This is a genomic window from Candidatus Pseudothioglobus sp. Uisw_016 (assembly GCF_048087635.1).
GTDB lineage: Bacteria > Pseudomonadota > Gammaproteobacteria > PS1 > Pseudothioglobaceae > Pseudothioglobus.
On sequence record NZ_CP159806.1, the window covers coordinates 768,447 to 787,988 of the forward strand.

Annotated in this window: 18 protein-coding genes and 1 tRNA gene; 13 read left to right on the plus strand and 6 right to left on the minus strand. The window is 37.5% G+C overall.

Translation table 11 applies throughout. From position 1 onward, the window contains the following. Positions 1-8: 8 nt before the first annotated feature. From ABXT69_RS03845 to oppF, 13 genes are all read left to right on the plus strand, one after another. Complete coding sequence (locus tag ABXT69_RS03845; RefSeq protein ID WP_271558534.1) at positions 9-452, plus strand: cytochrome c-type biogenesis protein; 444 nt, start codon at positions 9-11, stop codon at positions 450-452. 17 nt (positions 453-469) lie between these two features. Then, positions 470-1,132: a tetratricopeptide repeat protein gene (locus ABXT69_RS03850; protein ID WP_416679332.1), complete on the plus strand. Its 663-nt coding sequence runs from the start codon at positions 470-472 to the stop codon at positions 1,130-1,132. A gap of 10 nt (positions 1,133-1,142) precedes the next feature. After that, the gene (gene lysS, locus ABXT69_RS03855) at positions 1,143-2,636 is read left to right on the plus strand and encodes a lysine--tRNA ligase (protein ID WP_416679334.1); all 1,494 of its coding nucleotides are present in this window, start codon (positions 1,143-1,145) and stop codon (positions 2,634-2,636) included. 23 nt (positions 2,637-2,659) lie between these two features. Further along, positions 2,660-3,325, plus strand: a complete 666-nt coding sequence (cmk, locus tag ABXT69_RS03860; protein WP_416679337.1) for a (d)CMP kinase — start codon at positions 2,660-2,662, stop codon at positions 3,323-3,325. Between the two features lie 90 nt (positions 3,326-3,415). Further along, positions 3,416-5,089 carry a 30S ribosomal protein S1 gene (gene rpsA / locus ABXT69_RS03865; protein ID WP_416679339.1) on the plus strand — a complete coding sequence of 558 codons (1,674 nt, stop codon included), beginning with the start codon at positions 3,416-3,418 and terminating at the stop codon, positions 5,087-5,089. 40 nt (positions 5,090-5,129) lie between these two features. Further along, complete coding sequence (locus ABXT69_RS03870) at positions 5,130-5,408, plus strand: HU family DNA-binding protein (RefSeq protein WP_416653297.1); 279 nt, start codon at positions 5,130-5,132, stop codon at positions 5,406-5,408. Positions 5,409-5,459: 51 nt separating this feature from the next. Then, a tRNA-Lys gene (locus ABXT69_RS03875) sits at positions 5,460-5,535 on the plus strand. Positions 5,536-5,679: 144 nt separating this feature from the next. Continuing rightward, complete coding sequence (locus ABXT69_RS03880; RefSeq protein WP_416679341.1) at positions 5,680-6,054, plus strand: hypothetical protein; 375 nt, start codon at positions 5,680-5,682, stop codon at positions 6,052-6,054. A 114-nt stretch (positions 6,055-6,168) separates the two neighbouring features. Then, on the plus strand, positions 6,169-7,794 hold the full coding sequence (locus ABXT69_RS03885) for a peptide ABC transporter substrate-binding protein (RefSeq protein ID WP_416679342.1): 1,626 nt from the start codon (positions 6,169-6,171) through the stop codon (positions 7,792-7,794). A 100-nt stretch (positions 7,795-7,894) separates the two neighbouring features. Then, the gene (gene oppB, locus ABXT69_RS03890) at positions 7,895-8,818 is read left to right on the plus strand and encodes an oligopeptide ABC transporter permease OppB (protein WP_271556285.1); all 924 of its coding nucleotides are present in this window, start codon (positions 7,895-7,897) and stop codon (positions 8,816-8,818) included. 3 nt (positions 8,819-8,821) lie between these two features. Further along, on the plus strand, positions 8,822-9,748 hold the full coding sequence (locus ABXT69_RS03895; RefSeq protein WP_416679345.1) for an ABC transporter permease subunit: 927 nt from the start codon (positions 8,822-8,824) through the stop codon (positions 9,746-9,748). A gap of 6 nt (positions 9,749-9,754) precedes the next feature. Continuing rightward, the gene (locus tag ABXT69_RS03900; RefSeq protein ID WP_416679346.1) at positions 9,755-10,726 is read left to right on the plus strand and encodes an oligopeptide/dipeptide ABC transporter ATP-binding protein; all 972 of its coding nucleotides are present in this window, start codon (positions 9,755-9,757) and stop codon (positions 10,724-10,726) included. Beyond that, positions 10,723-11,709 (plus strand): murein tripeptide/oligopeptide ABC transporter ATP binding protein OppF, encoded by a 987-nt coding sequence (gene oppF, locus ABXT69_RS03905; protein WP_416679348.1) that lies wholly within the window; start codon positions 10,723-10,725, stop codon positions 11,707-11,709. Before ABXT69_RS03900 ends, oppF begins: the two co-directional genes overlap by 4 nt. Before the next feature lie 150 nt (positions 11,710-11,859). Here oppF and ABXT69_RS03910 read toward each other — a convergent pair whose 3' ends face one another. The 6 genes from ABXT69_RS03910 to deoC form a co-directional block, all read right to left on the minus strand. Continuing rightward, positions 11,860-12,429 carry a phosphoribosyltransferase family protein gene (locus tag ABXT69_RS03910; protein WP_271556279.1) on the minus strand — a complete coding sequence of 190 codons (570 nt, stop codon included), beginning with the start codon at positions 12,427-12,429 and terminating at the stop codon, positions 11,860-11,862. 118 nt (positions 12,430-12,547) lie between these two features. Next, positions 12,548-13,540: an adenosine deaminase gene (add, locus tag ABXT69_RS03915; protein WP_416679350.1), complete on the minus strand. Its 993-nt coding sequence runs from the start codon at positions 13,538-13,540 to the stop codon at positions 12,548-12,550. A 5-nt stretch (positions 13,541-13,545) separates the two neighbouring features. Further along, the gene (locus ABXT69_RS03920) at positions 13,546-14,760 is read right to left on the minus strand and encodes a phosphopentomutase (protein ID WP_416679352.1); all 1,215 of its coding nucleotides are present in this window, start codon (positions 14,758-14,760) and stop codon (positions 13,546-13,548) included. 11 nt (positions 14,761-14,771) lie between these two features. After that, complete coding sequence (gene deoA, locus ABXT69_RS03925) at positions 14,772-16,109, minus strand: thymidine phosphorylase (RefSeq protein WP_416679353.1); 1,338 nt, start codon at positions 16,107-16,109, stop codon at positions 14,772-14,774. A 3-nt stretch (positions 16,110-16,112) separates the two neighbouring features. Beyond that, a complete protein-coding gene (locus tag ABXT69_RS03930; protein WP_416679356.1) occupies positions 16,113-18,473 on the minus strand; it encodes an aldehyde dehydrogenase family protein in 2,361 nt (786 codons plus the stop codon). Positions 18,474-18,482: 9 nt separating this feature from the next. Next, the gene (deoC, locus tag ABXT69_RS03935; protein WP_416679358.1) at positions 18,483-19,532 is read right to left on the minus strand and encodes a deoxyribose-phosphate aldolase; all 1,050 of its coding nucleotides are present in this window, start codon (positions 19,530-19,532) and stop codon (positions 18,483-18,485) included. Positions 19,533-19,542: the final 10 nt, after the last annotated feature.

Consider the following 19,542-nt stretch of genomic DNA (forward strand, 5'->3'; position numbering starts at 1 on the left):
CTATGTGAATGCGTTATTTTATTCAATTTGTGCTTGCACTTTTACTTATTCAAGGAGCTTTAGCTGAAAGTATTGAAGCAAAAGACTTTGAAACACGTGATCAGGAAAATCGTTACACGGTTTTAATTGAAAATATTCGATGCCCTGTATGCCAGGGCCAGAGCATTGGCGGTTCAAATTCTAGTCTTGCTAGTGACCTTCGTGAACAAGTTCGCACAATGATATTAGATAATAAATCTGACAAAGATATTTATTTATTTATGGTCGAGCGATATGGGGACTTTGTTAATTTTAAGCCGCCAATTAATAGTAAAACATATCTATTATGGTTTGCCCCTCTCCTCTTGCTATTTTTATGCTTTATTTATTTATATAGGATAACAAGAAGTAAAAACACTTACCTTTCCAGTTCAGATAACGATATTGAAAGAGCTAAAAAATTATTAAAGTGATAAATTAAAATGCTTCTATGAATAACAATACTGAAATTAGTGATTTAATTGTGAAGGCATATAGGCATCAAAAAATTGGTGAGATTTCTATGGCAATACAAGTATGGAATGAGCTAATAAACCATAGTTTAGTCACGCAAGAGTTGTCCTCTAATGCCCATTTAAATCTTGGTAATTTACACTTGCAGCAGGGTAATAATGATATTGCCTATGAAAGCATGACGAAAGCAATAAGTTCAAACCCGAATAGCTCTGAAGCTTTTTTCTGTTTAGCTTATATGGAACAAGAAAAAGAGAATTTCCATGAGGCAATTAATTTTTTTGAGGCTGCATTAAAGATTAAGCCAGAAGATGTTGGCGCTATAAATAACTTGGGCAACTGTTTTGATCGGTTAAATAAAAGTCATGACTCAATCAAAACTTATTCAAAGGCAATTTCTTTAGATTCAGAATATATTGCAGCTTATTATAATCGAGGCAATGCTTACTCTAAAATAGCAAAGGATAAGTTGGCTTTGAAAGATTTAAATAAGGCGATTGATTTAGACAATACTTTTTATCAAGCATATTATAATCGTGGCTCAGTATATGGGCGATTAGGAAAAATTGAGCTAGCTGAAAAAGATTTTAAAAAAGCTAAAGAGCTTGCAAAGTTAGAGATTGAACAATCAAACAAATAATAGGATTAAAGTGAGTGATCTAGACGAAAATAAATTAATAGCAGAAAGAAAATCTAAATTAGCATTGCTTAGAGAGTCAGGCAATCCATATATTAATAATTTTAAGCCTCAAAACCTAGCAAGCTCTATTCATGAGAAGTTTGATAGCTTTTCAAATGAAGACCTTCAAGAGGCGGGAGAATTTGTAACTGTTGCTGGACGATTAATGCTCAAGAGAATAATGGGTAAAGCAAGCTTTGTTCAGCTTCAAGATACTTCTGGCCAAATTCAACTTTTTGTAACTAGAGATGAGCTGGAAGAGGGCTTCTACAATGAGCAATTCAAGAAGTGGGATATTGGCGACATAATTGGAGCGTCTGGGGTTCTTTTTAAGACTCAAACCGGTGAGCTATCTATTCGAGTGGGTGATATTAAATTATTAACAAAATCATTAAGACCTTTGCCAGAAAAATTTCATGGACTCACAGATCAAGAGACAATATATCGCCAAAGGTATGTTGATTTAATTATGAATGAAGGATCGAGAAAAGTTTTTCAGAGAAGATCTGAAATAATTTCTTACATTAGGCAGTTCTTTATTCGTCACAGTTATCTTGAGGTAGAAACCCCTATGATGCAAGTCATTCCAGGTGGCGCAGCAGCCAAGCCTTTTGTTACGCATCATAATGCTTTAGATATGGATTTATTTTTAAGAATTGCTCCAGAGCTCTATCTTAAAAGGTTAGTAGTTGGAGGATTTGATAAGGTTTTTGAGATTAACCGTAATTTTAGGAATGAGGGTCTCTCGCCAAGGCATAATCCTGAATTTACAATGATTGAGTTTTATGAGGCTTATGCAAATTATCATGACTATATGGACCTAACTGAAAACTTATTTAAAGGTATTGCAATTGATGTTTGTAAATCAGCAAAAATAAAATTCCAGGGTGATGAGTTTGATTTTTCAAAACCGTTTGAACGATTAAGTGTGTTTGATTCAATTTTGAAATACAATCCTAAGTTATCAGCTTCTGACCTTTCAGAAGATAATGTTAGGAGTACTGCTAGCAATTTGGGAATTCATCTTAAAGAGAACTGGGGTTTAGGAAAGATTCAAATTGAAATCTTTGAAGCAACTGTTGAGGAAAAGTTAATTCAACCAACTTTTATTACTGAGTATCCTACAGAAGTATCTCCTCTGGCTAGGCGCAATGATCAAAATTCATTTATTACTGATCGCTTTGAACTCTTTATTGGTGGCCGTGAAATAGCGAATGGATTTTCGGAGCTCAATGATCCTGAAGATCAGGCCCAAAGGTTCAAAGACCAGGTTAGTGAAAAAGATGCAGGAGACGATGAAGCCATGCATTATGATGCTGATTATATTAGAGCCCTTGAGTATGGAATGCCCCCAACCGCAGGAGAAGGTATTGGTATTGATCGTTTAGTTATGCTATTCACAGATTCAGCGTCAATAAGAGATGTTTTATTATTTCCTCATATGAGACCTGAGTATGAGAAGTAGTTTAAGAGCCTCTAGTTAGTATTATGATTCCAGTTTTAACTATTGATGGACCTAGTGGAGTAGGGAAGGGGACTGTAGCAAATATCATGGCTCATGAGCTGAAATGGAATTTGTTGGACTCAGGAGCAATATACCGAGCTTTTGCTTTGGCGGCTTCTAAGCGAAATATTAAGATTGATAATACTGATGAACTGCTGAAGTTAGCATCCAATCTTGATTTAAAATTTGAGTCAGACCCCCATAAAAATATACTCAGTGTTTATCTTGATAATATTGAAGTTTCAGCCGAACTTCGAACTGAAGAAACTGCAGAGCTCGCTTCAAAATTTGCGATGATTGGCCCTCTTCGGGAGTCACTCTTAATAAGGCAGCAAAAGTTCAAGAAGCCTCCAGGATTAGTTGCCGATGGCCGAGATATGGGAACTGTTGTATTCGAAAGTGCACCTTTTAAGGTATTTTTGACAGCAAATGTGGAAGAAAGGGCACAAAGACGACTAAAACAGTTGCATGACAATGGTATTGCTGGTATCCTTTCGCAAACTTTGGAAGAGGTTAAAAAGAGAGATGAGAGGGACGCAAGTCGCAAACATTCTCCTTTAATTGCTTCAAAAGATGCATTAGTTATAGATACATCGAATCTAACAATTAATGAAGTCGTTGCAAAAGTGATGGCGTTAGTTAAGACTTGAGCGGTCAAGTCTTTATTTTTTAATTAACCCGATATGAGTTAAGCTTAAACCGACACAGCTTAATAATTACCGGTCAACATCGAGATAAATATGTCAGAATCATTTTCCGAGCTATTTGAAAATAGCGAAATACAACAAAACGTAAAACCTGGAGCCCTTTTAATGGGAACTGTAGTCAGCATGAATCGCGAAAAAGCGATTATCAATGTGGGACTAAAGTCTGAAGGTTTTATTTCATTACACGAATTTAAAAATGCCAAAGGCGAGCTTGAGATCACTGAAGGTGATGTTGTTGAAGTCGCACTTGACTCAATTGATGATGGCTTAGGTCACACTCTTTTATCACGTGAAAAAGCGAAACGCATTAAGATGTGGCAAGAGCTTGAAAACGCGATGAACACTAAAGAAGTTGTTAAAGGCATTGTTACAGGCTCTGTTAAGGGCGGTATGACAGTTGATATTGGTGTTATCAAAGCATTCTTGCCTGGTTCTTTAGTAGACGTAAGGCCTGTTAAAGATTTTGATTTCTTACTAGGTCAAGAAATTGAGGCTCTTGTTATTAAAATGGACGAAGTTAGAAATAATATTGTTATTTCTAGAAAGGCTGTTATGCAGGAAGTTAACTCAGCTGATAGAGAGGCTTTAATTGAAAATCTTGATACTGGCAAAGAAGTTGAAGGAATTGTTAAAAACTTAGCTGATTATGGTGCATTTGTTGATCTTGGCGGTGTAGATGGGTTACTTCACATTACAGATATATCGTGGCAGAGAGTTAACCACCCGTCTGAGAAGCTATCTATAGGTGACAAGATTACAGTAAAAATTCTCAACTATGATAAAGAGAAAATGAGGGTTTCTTTAGGACTTAAGCAGTTAACACCAAGCCCTTGGGACAATATTTCAGAGCGTCTTCCAATGGGCAAAAAAGTTTCGGGTGTGGTTTCAAACCTAACTGATTATGGTGCATTTGTAAGAATTGAAGAGGGTGTTGAAGGACTTGTTCACGTGAGTGAGATGGACTGGACAAATGCTAACGCTAGGCCTTCTAAGTTTGTTAAGCTTGGCCAAGAAGTAGATGTTGTAGTTCTTGATGTGCAAGAGTCTAAACATAGAATTTCTCTTAGTATGAAGCAAGCAAAAGAAAATCCTTGGGAAGCATTCGAGGGGACGCATAATAAAGGCGACATGATTAACGTAACAGTTAAGTCAATTACTGACTTTGGTCTTTTTGTTGGCCTTCCAGGTGGAATTGATGGGCTTATTCATTTAGCAGATATTTCATGGGAGAAGCAGTCTGCAGATCAAATTGTCTCAACTTATTCAAAGGGACAAGAGCTTGATGTTGTAATTCTTAATATAGATGCTGAAAAAGAACGAATTTCTTTAGGAATTAAACAGTTGACTTCAGATGATTTCTCTCAATATGCAACTGCAAACTCTAAAGGTTCGATTGTTAAAGGTGTTATCCAAGAGGTAGATGCAAGAGGCGCTGTCGTATTATTAGCTGCTGGAATTACTGGTTATCTTAAGGTGTCTGAAATTTCTCAAGATAGAATTGATGACGCATCAACAGTACTAAAAGAAGGTGCAGAGGTTGAAGTCGCTATTACTTTAATTGACAAAAGAACACGAAAAGTAAATTTAAGTATGAAAGCTAAAGATTCGGTTCAAGAAAAAGCAGTCATGGATGACTATAACAGTCAATCGACTCAAACTTCTGGATCAACACTTGGTGATCTCTTAAAAGAAGCTAAAGATAAATAATTAATTAAAGCTGCTATACCATGGTATAGCAGCTAATTATATGAAAAAAATCGACCTTATTGATGTAATATCTAAAGAAACTAGAATTACACGCTCAGAAGCAAAACAATCTGTTGAAATTATCCTTGAAGAAATTAGCTTAGCAGTAATTTCTGGTAAAGGCGTTGAAGTAAGAGGTTTTGGTGGTTTTCAAAAACGTCATCGTAAAGGCAGAATGGGTATTAATCCAAAGACTGGCGAAAAGACTGAAGTTTCTGAAAAATTTGTTCCTTTTTTTAAGCCTGGAAAACTTCTCAAAGAGGCTGTTAATAAAGGCTAATTTACGATTGATTAATGAACATTAGTTCAGTATAATTTCTCGTTTTTATATGGGGCGTTAGCTCAGTTGGTAGAGCATCGGACTTTTAATCCGCTGGTCGAGCGTTCAAGTCGCTCACGCCCCACCATATTCTATAAAGCTTGCAGTATTGCAGGCTTTTTTGTTTTCTACAGTTCTTAGATTGAATGGAAATTTTAAGTATATGTAGAAAACTTCTATGATTACGCAATAAATGTTCAAGAATCAACTACTATTAATCTTTGGATAGTTAATGTTATTAAGTCAGTCAGCTCTTTGGGGAGGCCTATGTTTCTTTGTTTATACTTCAATCTTTCTTTGGATTAAGTGGCGAAAGATTGGTGCGCCATTACTGATCTTGATTATTGTTATATCGTTTATATATTCTTTTGGAATGGCTAAATATTCAATTCTTGGATCAATGAGGCTTAACTCTATTCCAAAAGTCATGAATTTAGAAGCTGATTCTAAATCTATTAGTCGGGGTGAAATAATCCTTGATTCACTTAAAAGCTGGAATAAGAAGCTTAGAGGAAAAAAACCTATTTATATAACTTCAGGTGGATCTCAAATTTCTGTGGATCCAATTGGTGATGAAAAAGCTATAAAACTTTTTAAACGTTTCTAATAGACAAATAATTCATAAAAAATTTCAATATTAATATAAATAAGTATAAACTTTCATTAGTCCTCATTTCATTATGACGGATTTTTAATTTTTTTAATATTAAGGAGAAAAAATATGAATTATTTGCCTAAGTCGTTGGCAGTGGGATTTGTATTGGCGTCTTTTGCTTCAGCCTCAGTGCTTGCAGCAACTCACCCAGTAACAGGCGAAACCCTAGCTGATGATCAGACATTTACATACAGTTTGTTAGATGAATTCAGTTCTGCTGACCCTCAAATCGTTGAGGATGTCTCAGGAGCTGATATTGTTCGTGACCTTTTTGAAGGCCTGATGAATCAAGATGCAGATGGAAATCTTGTTCCAGGTGTTGCGACTGGCTTTACAACAAATGATGCAAAAGATGTCTATACATTCACTCTTCGTGACAATGCAATGTGGTCAGATGGTAACCCAGTTACCGCGCATGACTTTGTATACTCATGGAGACGTTTAGCAGATCCTGCTACAGCCTCACCTTACTCATGGTTTGCTGAAATTATGGCTATTGAAAATGTTGGAGCTGTGTTATCTGGCGACGCTTCACCTGAAACTCTTGGAGTTACTGCTCTAGATAATCATACTCTTGAGGTTCGTTTAACAGCTTCATTGCCATATTTTGCTGCAATGACTACGCATAGCTCAACTTTTCCAAGTCCTGAGTGGGTAGTTAGAACATCAGGTAATGATTGGACTAAGCCTGAAAATATTGTATCTAATGGTGCATATATTTTAACTGAGCATATTCCTAATGAGCGTTCAGTACGTGAGCGTAACACTATGTATTGGAATAACGATGCAACAATTCTTGATAAGGTTGTTGGATTAGTTATAAATGATGAGAATACAGATTTGACTCGTTATTTAGCTAATGAACTTGACAAAGGAACTGTGCCTTCAGGTCAGTATATTCGCCTGAAACAGGACTATCCTAATCAAGCAACTTCTTTTCCAAGACTTTGTAACTACTACATGACTTTTAATATGTCACCTAGTGGTCCTGAAGCATTTAAAGATGTTCGTGTTCGTCATGCTCTAGCCTATGCTATAGATCGCTCAGTTATTACTGAAAAAATCTTACAAGCTGGACAAATCAACGCATTCACATTTACTCCTGGAGCGACAGCTGGATTTGACGTTCCTTCAGTTGCATTTGGTCGTATGACTCAAGATCAGAGAAACGCTAAAGCAGTTGAGCTGTTAAGTGAAGCTGGTTATGGACCAAGTAATCCTTTGAAGTTTGAGTATTTATATAACACTTCTGAAGGTCATAAGAAGATTGCAATTGCAGCCCAGCAAATGTGGAAAGAAACACTTGGTGTTGAAGCGACTCTTGCTAATCAAGAGTGGAAAACATTCCTTAAAACTCGTGGCGGTCAAGGTTTTGAACTTGCACGTGGAGCTTGGTGTGGTGACTACAATGAAGCGTCTACTTTCCTAGACCTTCTTACTACTCCTTCTGGTTACAATGATGGTAAGTATAGTAATGCTGAGGTAGATCAGCTTATGTTAGATGCAAGGACTATGTCTGATGCATCAGGTAATTACACGCGCATTGAGGAGATCCTAGCAAATGAAATGCCAGTGATTCCTATTTATCATTACGCTGGTGTATTTATGCTTAAAACTAATGTAAAAGGTTGGCCTTATAACAACGTTGAGCAAAACGTATATTCTCGCAATTTGTATAAGATTGCGCAGTAATAATTAGTTTGACTCTAAGAGCATCGCACAGATATTGTGCGGTGCTTTTTTATTTGTACGGTACAATAATTCATTAAATTTTTTCTGGTCAATTTCGGATATGATCAACTACATAGTTAAGCGAATTGGAATTGCTATTCCGACTCTGCTTGTTCTTATTGCGGTTAGCTTCTACTTAATGCACGCAGCTCCTGGTGGGCCATTTACATCGGAAAGACCACTGCCACCCCAAGTACTTGCAAATATTGAGGCAAAATATGGCCTAGATCAGCCAATTTGGCGACAGATGTTTAGTTATCTTTGGGGAGTTTTAACTGAATTTGATTTTGGGCCCTCCTACAAATATCATGACAGAAGTGTAAACGAAATTATTGCACAAGGGTTTCCAATTACTTTGAAGTATGGTTTTTGGTCATTTATTGTTGCTGTTGGAGTTGGCATACCATTAGGCGCAATTGCTGCAATACGTAAAAACACTTGGATTGATTACTTAGCAGTAGGTGTATCAATTGGCGCGCAAGTGCTCCCAAATTTTGTAATGGCGCCATTACTAATTATCGTCTTTACTTTATGGCTTGATTGGCTGCCAGGTGGTGGCTGGAACGGAGGATCGTGGCAGTACCTTATAATGCCAGTCATTGCGCTTTCAACGAGCTATATGGCATCTATTGCTCGAATAACTCGCTCATCTATGCTTGAGGTTCTAAATACGAATTACATTAGAACAGCAAAATCTAAAGGACTTCCAACAAAAATAATTTTCTTTCGTCATGTATTAAAGCCTTCCCTTCTTCCAGTAATTTCATACCTTGGCCCGGCATTTGTTGGATTAATAACAGGATCTGTAATCATTGATATGTATTTTTCAACTGGCGGCATGGGCTACTTTTTTGTTAATTCAGCCTTTAATAGAGACTACTCAGTAATGATGGGAATAACTATTGTAGTTGGCGGCCTTACAATTTTATTTAGCTTGATCGCAGATCTTTTGTACGCATGGGTTGATCCTAAGATTAGATATTAGAAAATGATTGTAATAAATAAAAAAAAGATAAAAGAGATGGCGGATAATCTTTCTGATTCTGGAACTGGCCGTTCATTATGGAAGGATGCGCGTATAAGATTTATGCAAAACAAGGCTGCAACTGTTAGCCTTTTTATTCTTGCAGCGATAGTACTCTTTTCGTTTATTGGGCCATATTTTGCTGTTTGGAGTTATGAGAAGATTGACTGGAATGCAATGGGCTCTGCAGCAAGAGTTGGGATGCCATCAATTGAAAGTGGACATTTTTTTGGGACCGATGATCTAGGTCGTGATTTATACTCAAGAGTAATACAAGGAACACAAATCTCCCTAATGGTTGGCTTCTTAGGAGCAACAGTAGCGGTTTTTGTGGGTACCTTATATGGTGCTACCTCTGGTTATTTAGGAGGTAAGACTGATCAAATAATGATGCGTATTGTTGACATATTGATGTCAATTCCATACATGTTTGTTTTAATACTTTTGCTGGTTGTATTTGGCCGCTCAATTGGAATGCTTTTTATAGGAATTGGCCTACTATCTTGGTTAGATATGAGCCGGATTGTTAGGGGACAAACCCTTAATCTTAAAAATAAAGAATTTATTGAAGCTGCAAGGGTAACTGGAGTTAGTGACTTTAAAATTATAACGCGTCATATTGTTCCTAACCTTCTAGGTATTGTTGCGGTATATGCCACTCTTTTAGTGCCTGGAATAATATTAGCAGAAAGTTTTATATCCTTTTTGGGTCTTGGAGTGCAGGAGCCATCAACAAGTTGGGGCGCTTTAATTAAAGAAGGTGCTGGAACAATTCGCTACGATACTGAATGGCAACTTCTATTTCCGTTGGCATTTTTTGTTGTTAGCTTATTCTGCTTTTATTTTATTGGTGATGGCTTGCGTGATGCGCTTGACCCAAAGGATCGATAAACTACTATGAGCTTTTTAGAAGTAAACAATTTAAAAGTAGAGTTTGATACTGCAGATGGCATAGTAAGTGCAGTTAACAATGTTAGCTTTTCACTTGATGAGGGAAAGATCTTAGCGATAGTTGGTGAATCTGGAAGTGGAAAAAGCCAAACTGTTTTTGCTATGAACGGTCTCCTTGATCACAATGGCAGGGCAAGTGGTAGTGTTAAATTTGAAGGTAAAGAGATTCTTAACCTTCCTAGCAGGGAGCTCAACCTTATTCGGGCTCAAAAAATTGCAATGATTTTTCAAGATCCAATGACCAGTCTTAATCCCTATGTAAGAGTTTCAGAGCAAATGGCTGAAGTACTTGTCCACCATCAAGGGGTCTCAAAGTCGGATGCTATTCAGCAATCAATCAATATGCTTGATGCTGTTAAAATTCCAGACGCTAAAAATCGCATAAGGATGTATCCACATGAGTTTTCAGGTGGAATGCGCCAGCGCGTAATGATTGCAATGTCTCTACTTTGTCATCCTAAGCTTCTAATCGCTGATGAGCCAACGACTGCTTTAGATGTTACTGTGCAGGCTCAAATTATGCAATTGCTAGCTGATATTCAAAAAGAATTTGGCATGTCAATTATTTTAATTACTCATGATCTTGGAGTTGTAGCTGGAAATAGTGATGAGATGCTTGTTATGTACGGAGGAGAAGTAATGGAGATAGGTAAAACAGAGCATCTCTACTCTAATGCTACGCATCCTTACACTCAAGGTTTAATGAGCGCGGTGCCAAGGCTTGATGACTCAGCAGATAGATTAGTGACAATTCCTGGAAACCCTCCGAATATGATGCTAACGCCAGTTGGCTGTCCATTTTCACCGCGCTGTAAATTTGCAAATACTACATGCTCTTTGCAAACTCCTATCCTAGCTAAAGTTGATAATAATGATCACTATAGAGCTTGTCACGTTGCCATAGAGGATATATTATGAGTGAGCATAAAATTCTTCAGGTTCAGAATTTAAAAGTAAATTTTGATGTTTCCTCAGAAGGAGATATGCCATGGACTAAGGCCAAGAAATTACAGGCAGTAAATAACGTTTCGTTTGATTTAAATTCAGGTGAAACCCTTGGCATAGTTGGGGAGTCAGGTTGTGGAAAGTCTACTTTGGCGAGAGCAATTGTTAAAATGGTGCCCGCTGATTCAGGAAAAGTAATTTGGTTTGGGAATGACTTGTTAACTCTAAACAAGTCTGAAATGAGGCAGCACCGTAAACAAATTCAAATGATTTTTCAAGACCCTCTTGCAAGTCTAAATCCTAGAATGAATATTGGCGAAATTATTGCAGAGCCATTAAGAACACATTACCCTAAAACACCAGAGTCCGATGTAAAAGAGAGAGTTAAAGACGTAATGAATAAAGTTGGTTTATTGGATAATTTAGTTAATCGTTACCCTCATGAGTTTTCGGGTGGACAGTGTCAGCGAATTGGTATTGCAAGAGCTTTAATTTTAAAACCAAAGCTTATTATCTGTGATGAGCCAGTTTCTGCGCTTGACGTCTCAATTCAAGCTCAAGTAGTTAATCTCTTGATGGATTTGCAAGAAGAGATGGATTTAACTTTAATTTTTATTGCCCATGATTTAAGTGTTGTCAAGCACATCAGTACTAAGATTATGGTTCTTTATTTAGGCAATATGGTTGAACTTGCAAACAGTGATGATATTTATACTAAACCAAGACATCCATACACCCAGGCTCTTATTTCTGCAGTTCCTATTCCTGATCCTAGTATTGAAAAAAGTAAAAAAATAATATTAATAGAAGGTGACTTACCATCACCAGTAGACCCACCCTCAGGTTGTGTTTTTAGAACAAGGTGTCAAAAAGCTCAAGATATTTGTGCAATAGAAAAGCCTGAGTTTAAAGAGGTATCAAGCAATCATGAGGTTGCTTGTCATTTTCATGATTAAGTTTCTTAAAAAGCGAATTAAAAATAAGTGGATGCTTATTATTTTGCCTTTTCTATTTTTTCTAATAAAGGGCTTAATATGGCTTGCCATATTTTATGGGTTGTGGGACGTTATTAAATCGGCCTTCTAAATTTTGATACCTTGGAAGATTTACTTAACTTTAACGTGAGATAAGATTTCTTTCATATCTTTCTTATTTTCAAAGATTTCTTGTTCTGAAAGTCCATCCATCTCATGAGGAAAAACTAGCCAATCATCAGTCTCATGAATATAGTAATCTGGCACAGTATCTATTATGTTTCTTAAAGGCTTATACCAAGGCATAGCCATGCGAATATCATGCGGTATATTTTTTCTAGATTTTTCGTTCAAAGTATCTAAGATCGCTTTAATACTTCTACCCGAGTCAAAGACATCGTCAACAATAAGAAGCTTGTCTTCAGCATTCATATGACTGATTAGATAGTCGATACCATGAACCCTAACCTCTTTTGCTTGTTTATTAATGCCGTAGTATGATGAAGTTCGAATCGCAATATGATCAGACTCATTACCCAAATACCCAAGAATCTCTTGAATAGCTATACCAACTGGTGTTCCACCTCGCCAAACTCCAACAATAAAGTCAGGTTTGAAACCACTATTGTGTATTTGAACTCCCAATCTAAAAGAGTCAAGTAGTAACTCGTCAGCTGTGATGTATTTTTTTGATAGAGACATTTTTATTATTAGTTGTTATTTAAATAATGTGACTTGAATGGATTTTACAGCATCTTTATTATCTGAAATTTTATAGAGGTTTCGTCATTTATATTTATAGAATTCTATTTTTTCTTAATTAAGACTGTGAAATTTTACTGAGGAGGTTTAATTTTGTCTCAGGGTCTGCAAAAGAAGACTTAATAGCCATTGTTGAGATAGATTTAAGGTGCTTAATTTCAAAGCCAAGTTGATCAGCGCATCCTTGATATTCTTGACCAACGCTAGTATGAAAAAATGGTGGATCATCTGAATTAAGGCTCAAACTTATCCCTTTAGACATAATGAGTTTGATTGGGTGACTCTCCCAACTAGGGTATATCGAAAGAGCTAGATTACTTCCAGGACAAATCTCTAAGGCTATATTACGATTTTTTAGAACATCTAGTAGATGTTTATCTTCCACGCTTCTAACTCCATGACCAATTCTACTAACGGGTAAATAATTTATGGCATCCCAAACACTTTCTGCACCGCATATCTCACCTGCATGAACAGTACAAGGATAGTTAGCTTTAGCTGCAATATTAAAAGCAGGGGCAAAATCAATTAATTTGAATGAATTTTCATCACCGCCCATACCAAACCCAACAACATAAGGATGAGGGTTATCAACCATTTTTTGTGCAACATCAACCCCTTTTTGAGGTCCTAAATGCCGTACGCAAGTTACAATAATTCGCCCAATAATACCAAAATCTAACTGCGCATCATCTATTCCTTTTGCGCACCCTCTAATCAAGTCATTATAGCTAATACCGCAATCACTAGCGTGATCAGGGGATATAAAGGTCTCAGCATATATTACATTTTGTGATGAGCAGTCTTTAAGATATTCATACATAATATCCCTGTAATCTTTAGCATTTTTAAGGCATGAACTTACTGAGTCATAAGCCTTAAGAAAGCTTGGAAAGTCAGTCCAGGCATAACCACCATCTTCATCAAAAATATCTTCATCAAAATCAACGTTATTACGTTTGGCAATTTCATGAAATAATTTAGGGTTAATAGTTCCTTCTAAGTGGCTATGAAGCTCAACTTTGGGAAGCTTTTGAATTTGATCTTGCATATAAATTAACTTAAGTTACAAGCTTTACCATGAAGTAAAGGCTCTATTTCAAGGTGCTGAGCAATAGTTTGTCCCATATCACAGAAGCTTTCTCGCTCACCCAAGTTATTGTTTTTTATTGATTTTCCATAAAAAACAACTGGAACATGTTCACGGGTGTGATCATTACCAGGCCATGTTGGGTCACAGCCATGATCTGCTGTTATTAGCACCAAGTCATTGCTGGTTAGTTGCGATTCAATTTCAGGTATTCGAGCATCAAATTGCTCGAGTGCTAGAGCGTATCCTGCAACATCACGTCGATGGCCAAATTTGGTATCAAAATCTACTAGATTTACAAAGATTAGTCCTTCATTAACTTTCTTCATTTCAGATAATAATTGATCAACCAAGCCCATGTTATTAGCTGCCTTAACGGTATAGCTGACTCCTTGATTCGAAAAAATATCTCCAATTTTTCCAACTGAAATAACATCTCCACCACCATCTTGAATATTGTCTAACAGCGTTGGGCCATTGGGCGGCGTAGTAAGATCTTTTCGATTAGCAGTTCGCTCAAAGCCATCTTTAGAGTTTCCAGTAAATGGCCTTGCGATTACTCTTGTAATTTCTAGTGGATCAACTAAGCGTTTTGCGATAGTGCATAATTCATAGAGCCTATCTAATCCAAAATGCTCTTCATGGGCAGCAATTTGAAATACTGAGTCAGCCGAGGTATAACAAATAGGAAATCCACTATCTATATGTTCTTGACCAAACTCTTCAATTACTTGAGTGCCTGATGCATGTTTGTTTGCAAGTGTCCCATCTATTTTTCCTTCCTTTAAAAGGCTAAGAAGGAGTGATTCAGGAAAGCAGTTTTCAGTTTTTGGAAATGTTCCCCATTCAAAAGGAACTGGCAGACCACAAATCTCCCAGTGACCACTCGGGGTGTCCTTGCCAGCACTAACTTCTTTCGCATAACCAAAAGCGCCCTGAGGCTCAACTCGAGATATTGGTAAGGGCTTTTTACGGCTTGCAATTGCAGCCTCCCCTAAACCCCATCGAATCAAGTTAGGAATAACTAGGGGGCCATTTCGCTCAGAATTATTTGCACTATTAGAATCACAAGACTCAATAATATGACCTAAAGTGTCTGCCCCTGTATCACCATAAAGATGCGAGTCCTTAGTTGAACCTAAACCTAAAGAATCTAAAACTAAAATAATTGATCTTTTCATCTATAAACCTTCTAATTTGAGCCTAGTATTTCATGGATTAGGGTTGGTGGCTCTATATGTTTAGCTCCTAATGAAATAAATCCAGGAATAGTTTCTTGGAGATAGCTAAATTGTTCTTTATCTCGCGTATGTGCAATAGCAAGTGGCTCACCTTTATCAATCCATTGACCGATTTCAACAATATCACTTAATCCAACGCCATGATCTATTGGGTCGCTAGATTTAGTTCTGCCAGCTTTTAAATGTATCATACTAAGACCAATAGCGCGCACATCCATTTCTAAAATATGTCCAGAAGATTTTGCTACTATAGGCCTAATAATGGGCATAGGGACTAAGTGTTTGTAAGACTTTTCTAGTAAATCACTTGGCCCACCAAGAGCAGAAATCATTTGTTCAAATATTGCAGCTGCCTTGCCAGACGTTAGTGCATCTTGAGATTTCACTCGAGCAGTTTCAAGGTCACTTTCAATGCCACTCAGCTGCAACATATGAGCTGCTAACTCAATGGTAAGCTCAAGTAGTCTAAGGTTAGCATTTTCAGGTTTGATTAAAAAATTTATACACTCTTTGACTTCTATAGCATTACCTACGCTATGACCAAGAACCTGACTCATATCCGTGATCAAGCAGCTAGTTGGCACGCCAGATTTACTCGATACATTGGCAATACTTTGGGCTAATTCTTGCGCCATTGAATAGTTTGCAGCAAATGCACCATTACCTGTTTTAATGTCCATTACAAGGGCATCAAGTCCAGAGGCTAGTTTTTTTGATAGAATTGACGCGGTAATAAGGTCAATTGACTCAACTGTTGCGGTGACGTCTCTAGTTGCATAAAAACGCTGGTCTGCTGGAGCAAGTTTAGCAGTTTGCCCAATAATAGCGCAGCCAACTTCCTTAACAAGCATTCTAAATTTTGTATTATCAGGAGTTCCATTATATCCTGGAATGCTTTCAAGCTTATCTAGTGTGCCACCCGTATGACCCAAGCCACGACCAGAAATCATTGGAACATAGCCTCCACAAGCAGCAACTATTGGAGCCAACATTAAACTTATCTTGTCTCCTACGCCGCCAGTTGAATGCTTATCTACTACTGGACCATCTAAGTTAAGGTCTTGCCACTGAAGCGTATCTCCTGAGTGCATCATGTGCTGAGTTAAACTAACGCGCTCATCCATAGTCATGCCGCATTTAAAAACTGCCATTGCAAATGCGCCTAACTGAGCATCCGTCAAACTGCCATCAGTAATTCCTTGAACTAAAAAACCAATTTCAGGGTCATTCAGTATAAGGCCATCACGTTTTTTTCTAATTAGTTCTTGAGGAAGGAATAATGCGCTCATAAATTAGTCGCCATATGGAGTCCAAATATTTTTCACTTCAGTTGCATTTCTAAGGAATTCTAAGCTTTCACCCTGATCAGGGTTAAGCCAATCTCGATCATTATCTTCATGAACCCACAAGCGTTTTAAGTCAATAGCGCTTATAGCTTCAATAGAGGCAATAGTCTCTTGATCCGCCCAACACCATGTTCCATCAACTTCTGCATGACCAACAATTTGCTCAGCAAGCTCACGCTTATTACCGCTAACTATATTTATAACACCAGCTGGTACATCTGAAGTTTCAATTGTTTGTACTAACTCCAAGGCAACACTTGGAAAGCGTTCACTAGGAATTAAAACAACTCGGTTTCCCATAGCTAATGCCGGCGCAATCAAAGAGATTGATGTAAGTAATGGAAGCTCTTCCGGAGCAATTTGAGCAAGGATACCTATGGGCTCTGGAAGTGCCATTGTAATGCCTCTATAAGGCGCACTATGAACTGCTCCGTCATACTTATCTGCCCAGGCAGCATAACTAAAGAGTCGACTGATGCTCTCATCAAATTCAGCTTTAGCTTGTTTTTTTGAAACCCCACAAAGAGTTATAAGTCGTTGAATCCATTCAGATTCGCGTACCGATAAATTTTCAGCAAGAAAATAAATAATTTGAGCTCTGCCGTGACCGCTTTGGGTGCTCCAGGATGATGCTTTTGAGGCTGCACTTACAGCGTTTCTTACGTCCTTTCTGTTGCCAGCACCAACGAAAGCTGCATGACTTCCGTCAACATTGAAAGTTGCAATACTATGACCACCGTCTGGCCTTACCTGCTTTCCACCAATATAAAATTTTAATGTTCGGTCAATAGCATTATTTTTAGGATTTTTAGTAATTAAAGCAGTAGTCTTCTTTGATGACTTTAAACCGTTAGGCTTAAGGTACTCATAAAGACCTTCTTTTCCACCTTCACGGCCAAATCCAGACTCTTTGACGCCGCCAAATCCACAAGACGCATCAAACTGATTATGACAATTAATCCATACAACACCGGCTTTAATTTTAGGAGCAACATCCATTGTGCGATTAATATTTTCACTCCAAATACTTGCCGCTAATCCATATCTACTATTGTTAGCTAATTCAACTGCTTCGGATTGAGTTCGGAAAGTCATTGAGACTAAAACAGGTCCAAAAATTTCTTCTTGAGCTAACGGGTGACTAGAATCAATATTTGTAATAAGAGTTGGGGGATAGAGGTTACCCTCTGACTCAATATCACATGCCTGATAAATTTCTCCGCCATGCTTTAAGCCATCTTTGACCATTTCATTCACTCTATTAAACTGGGTCTTGCTAACTAAACTGCCTAAGTCTATTGACTTATCAAGAGGAGAGCCTAAGCGTAATTGTTTAATTCTTTCCTTAATTCTTAAGTGAAGGTCTTCAGCAACTTCAGCCTGAACCAATAATCTTGATCCAGCACAACAAACCTCTCCTTGATTAAACCAAATTGAATCAACTAAGCCTTCAACTGCAGCATCAAGATCTGCATCTTCAAACACAATAAATGCAGATTTTCCGCCAAGTTCGAGTGTAAGTTTTTTACCTTGTCCAGCTGTACTTTTTCTGATGGACTGACCAACAGCAGTTGAGCCAGTAAATGCAACTTTATCAACGTCTTTATGAGCTGCAAGTTCAGCGCCAATATTTCCATCACCATTGATCATATTGACAACGCCAGGTGGAACTCCTGCCTGCTCGCATAAGTACGCAAAAAACATTGCTGAAATTGGAGTTTGCTCTGCAGCCTTAAAGACAATAGTATTACCCATAGCAAGAGCTGGAGCAATTTTCCAAGATAACATTAATAGTGGGAAGTTCCATGGGACAATCTGAGCAACAACACCAATTGACTGGTAACTAGAAAACTCTTTGCCTTGAAGTTGTGCCCAGCCAGCATGGTAGTAAAAATGCCTTATTGCAAGAGGTATATCAATATCACGACTTTCACGAATTGGCTTTCCATTATCAAGTGTTTCAAGTACAGATATTAATCTAGAATGTTTTTGTAGTAATCTTGCTAAGGCATAGAGAATTTTAGCTCTTCCATGGCCTCCAAGTAACTCCCAAGAGGGTTGTGCTTTTCTAGCAGCTTCTACTGCTAAATCTAGCTGTTCAGAACTTGCAATTTCAATATTGGCTAGTAACTTACCATTTGAGGGATTTAAGCTAGCAATTAATTTAGATTTTTTATTAGATATAAATTTTCCATTAATCAGCTGACCAAAGCGGTGATCATTAAGTTTAAGCCACTCATGCGCCTCTTTATCACTTTCGAGAGCTTCGCTATAATCTAGATCTTTGAATGATTTTAAAAGTGTCATTGTTAAGTCCTATGCTAATGGATGTCTATAAGATGCCGAGTAATAACCACTAGAGAAGTGGTCTAACTGGCGTTCAATATCGCCGAGTAAGCTAGATGCTCCAAAACGAAATAAATCTGGCTCTAACCATCTGCGACCGAGCTCTTCTTGGATCATTGTCATATATAAAAGTGCAGTTTTAGTGTCACTAATTCCACCAGCAGCTTTAAAGCCGATTCGAATGCCTGTTTCATTATAAAAATTACGTATCATTCGAACCATAACTAAGCTTACTGGAAGGGTTGCGTTAGTAGGCTCTTTACCAGTAGACGTTTTAATAAAGTCAGCCCCAGCCATCATGCAAACCTGAGAAGCTTTAGCAATATTACTAAGATTTCCAAGTTCACCCGTAGCTAAAATAGTTTTCATATGCGCATCGCCACATTTTTCACGAAACATTTTTACTTCGTTATACAGTTCTTCCCAGTTTCCTTCTAAAACATGTCGGCGGCTTATAACTATATCAATTTCATTAGCACCCGAATCTACTGAATACTCGATTTCTTTAAGTCTTAATGGAAGAGGAGAGAGGCCTGCTGGAAATCCTGTGGATACTGCGGCTAAATTAACCTTTGAATTATTCAATACTTTTTTGGCAGAAGCAAGCATGTCATGGTATACGCAAACAGCAGCAACACTTAAATCTAAAGATTCAGTGCCCAGTATTTTTTCAAGCTTGTTGCTAATAGGCTGTTTTGCTTTACTGCAAAGACGCCTAACGCGAGCTTCTGTGTCGTCTCCAGAAAGGGTGGTTAAGTCCATTAAAGTAATGGCTTTGAGAAGCCATGCAGCTTGTTTATCTTTTTTTATACTTCGCCTTGTGCCATAATTAGTGCAGCGCCTTTCAACGGCGCTTCTATTAATCGCTAAATTTGATATTTTATCAAGTCTAAAGTCTGTCCCTGGATTTCTAATAACACCAGAGTTTTCCTTTAAGCTCTCTGAATCAACTAAATTTGGATAAGAGATAACTTTGCTATCTTTTTGAGGTATTTGAGCTTTAGTAATATTTTTAGTCATATTCTTTGAT

Excerpts from the sequence above, each read along its gene's own strand:
- rpsA (WP_416679339.1), top strand. The coding sequence starts at position 3,416 with ATGTCAGAATCATTTTCCGAGCTATTTGAAAATAGCGAAATACAACAA.
- ABXT69_RS03920 (WP_416679352.1), bottom strand. The coding sequence starts at position 14,760 with ATGAAAAGATCAATTATTTTAGTTTTAGATTCTTTAGGTTTAGGTTCA.
- ABXT69_RS03900 (WP_416679346.1), top strand. The coding sequence starts at position 9,755 with ATGAGCTTTTTAGAAGTAAACAATTTAAAAGTAGAGTTTGATACTGCA.
- add (WP_416679350.1), bottom strand. The coding sequence starts at position 13,540 with ATGCAAGATCAAATTCAAAAGCTTCCCAAAGTTGAGCTTCATAGCCAC.
- deoC (WP_416679358.1), bottom strand. The coding sequence starts at position 19,532 with ATGACTAAAAATATTACTAAAGCTCAAATACCTCAAAAAGATAGCAAA.
- ABXT69_RS03850 (WP_416679332.1), top strand. The coding sequence starts at position 470 with ATGAATAACAATACTGAAATTAGTGATTTAATTGTGAAGGCATATAGG.
- ABXT69_RS03910 (WP_271556279.1), bottom strand. The coding sequence starts at position 12,429 with ATGTCTCTATCAAAAAAATACATCACAGCTGACGAGTTACTACTTGAC.
- oppF (WP_416679348.1), top strand. The coding sequence starts at position 10,723 with ATGAGTGAGCATAAAATTCTTCAGGTTCAGAATTTAAAAGTAAATTTT.
- oppB (WP_271556285.1), top strand. The coding sequence starts at position 7,895 with ATGATCAACTACATAGTTAAGCGAATTGGAATTGCTATTCCGACTCTG.
- ABXT69_RS03895 (WP_416679345.1), top strand. The coding sequence starts at position 8,822 with ATGATTGTAATAAATAAAAAAAAGATAAAAGAGATGGCGGATAATCTT.
- ABXT69_RS03880 (WP_416679341.1), top strand. The coding sequence starts at position 5,680 with ATGTTATTAAGTCAGTCAGCTCTTTGGGGAGGCCTATGTTTCTTTGTT.
- ABXT69_RS03845 (WP_271558534.1), top strand. The coding sequence starts at position 9 with ATGCGTTATTTTATTCAATTTGTGCTTGCACTTTTACTTATTCAAGGA.
- deoA (WP_416679353.1), bottom strand. The coding sequence starts at position 16,109 with ATGAGCGCATTATTCCTTCCTCAAGAACTAATTAGAAAAAAACGTGAT.
- ABXT69_RS03885 (WP_416679342.1), top strand. The coding sequence starts at position 6,169 with ATGAATTATTTGCCTAAGTCGTTGGCAGTGGGATTTGTATTGGCGTCT.
- ABXT69_RS03930 (WP_416679356.1), bottom strand. The coding sequence starts at position 18,473 with ATGACACTTTTAAAATCATTCAAAGATCTAGATTATAGCGAAGCTCTC.
- cmk (WP_416679337.1), top strand. The coding sequence starts at position 2,660 with ATGATTCCAGTTTTAACTATTGATGGACCTAGTGGAGTAGGGAAGGGG.
- ABXT69_RS03870 (WP_416653297.1), top strand. The coding sequence starts at position 5,130 with ATGAAAAAAATCGACCTTATTGATGTAATATCTAAAGAAACTAGAATT.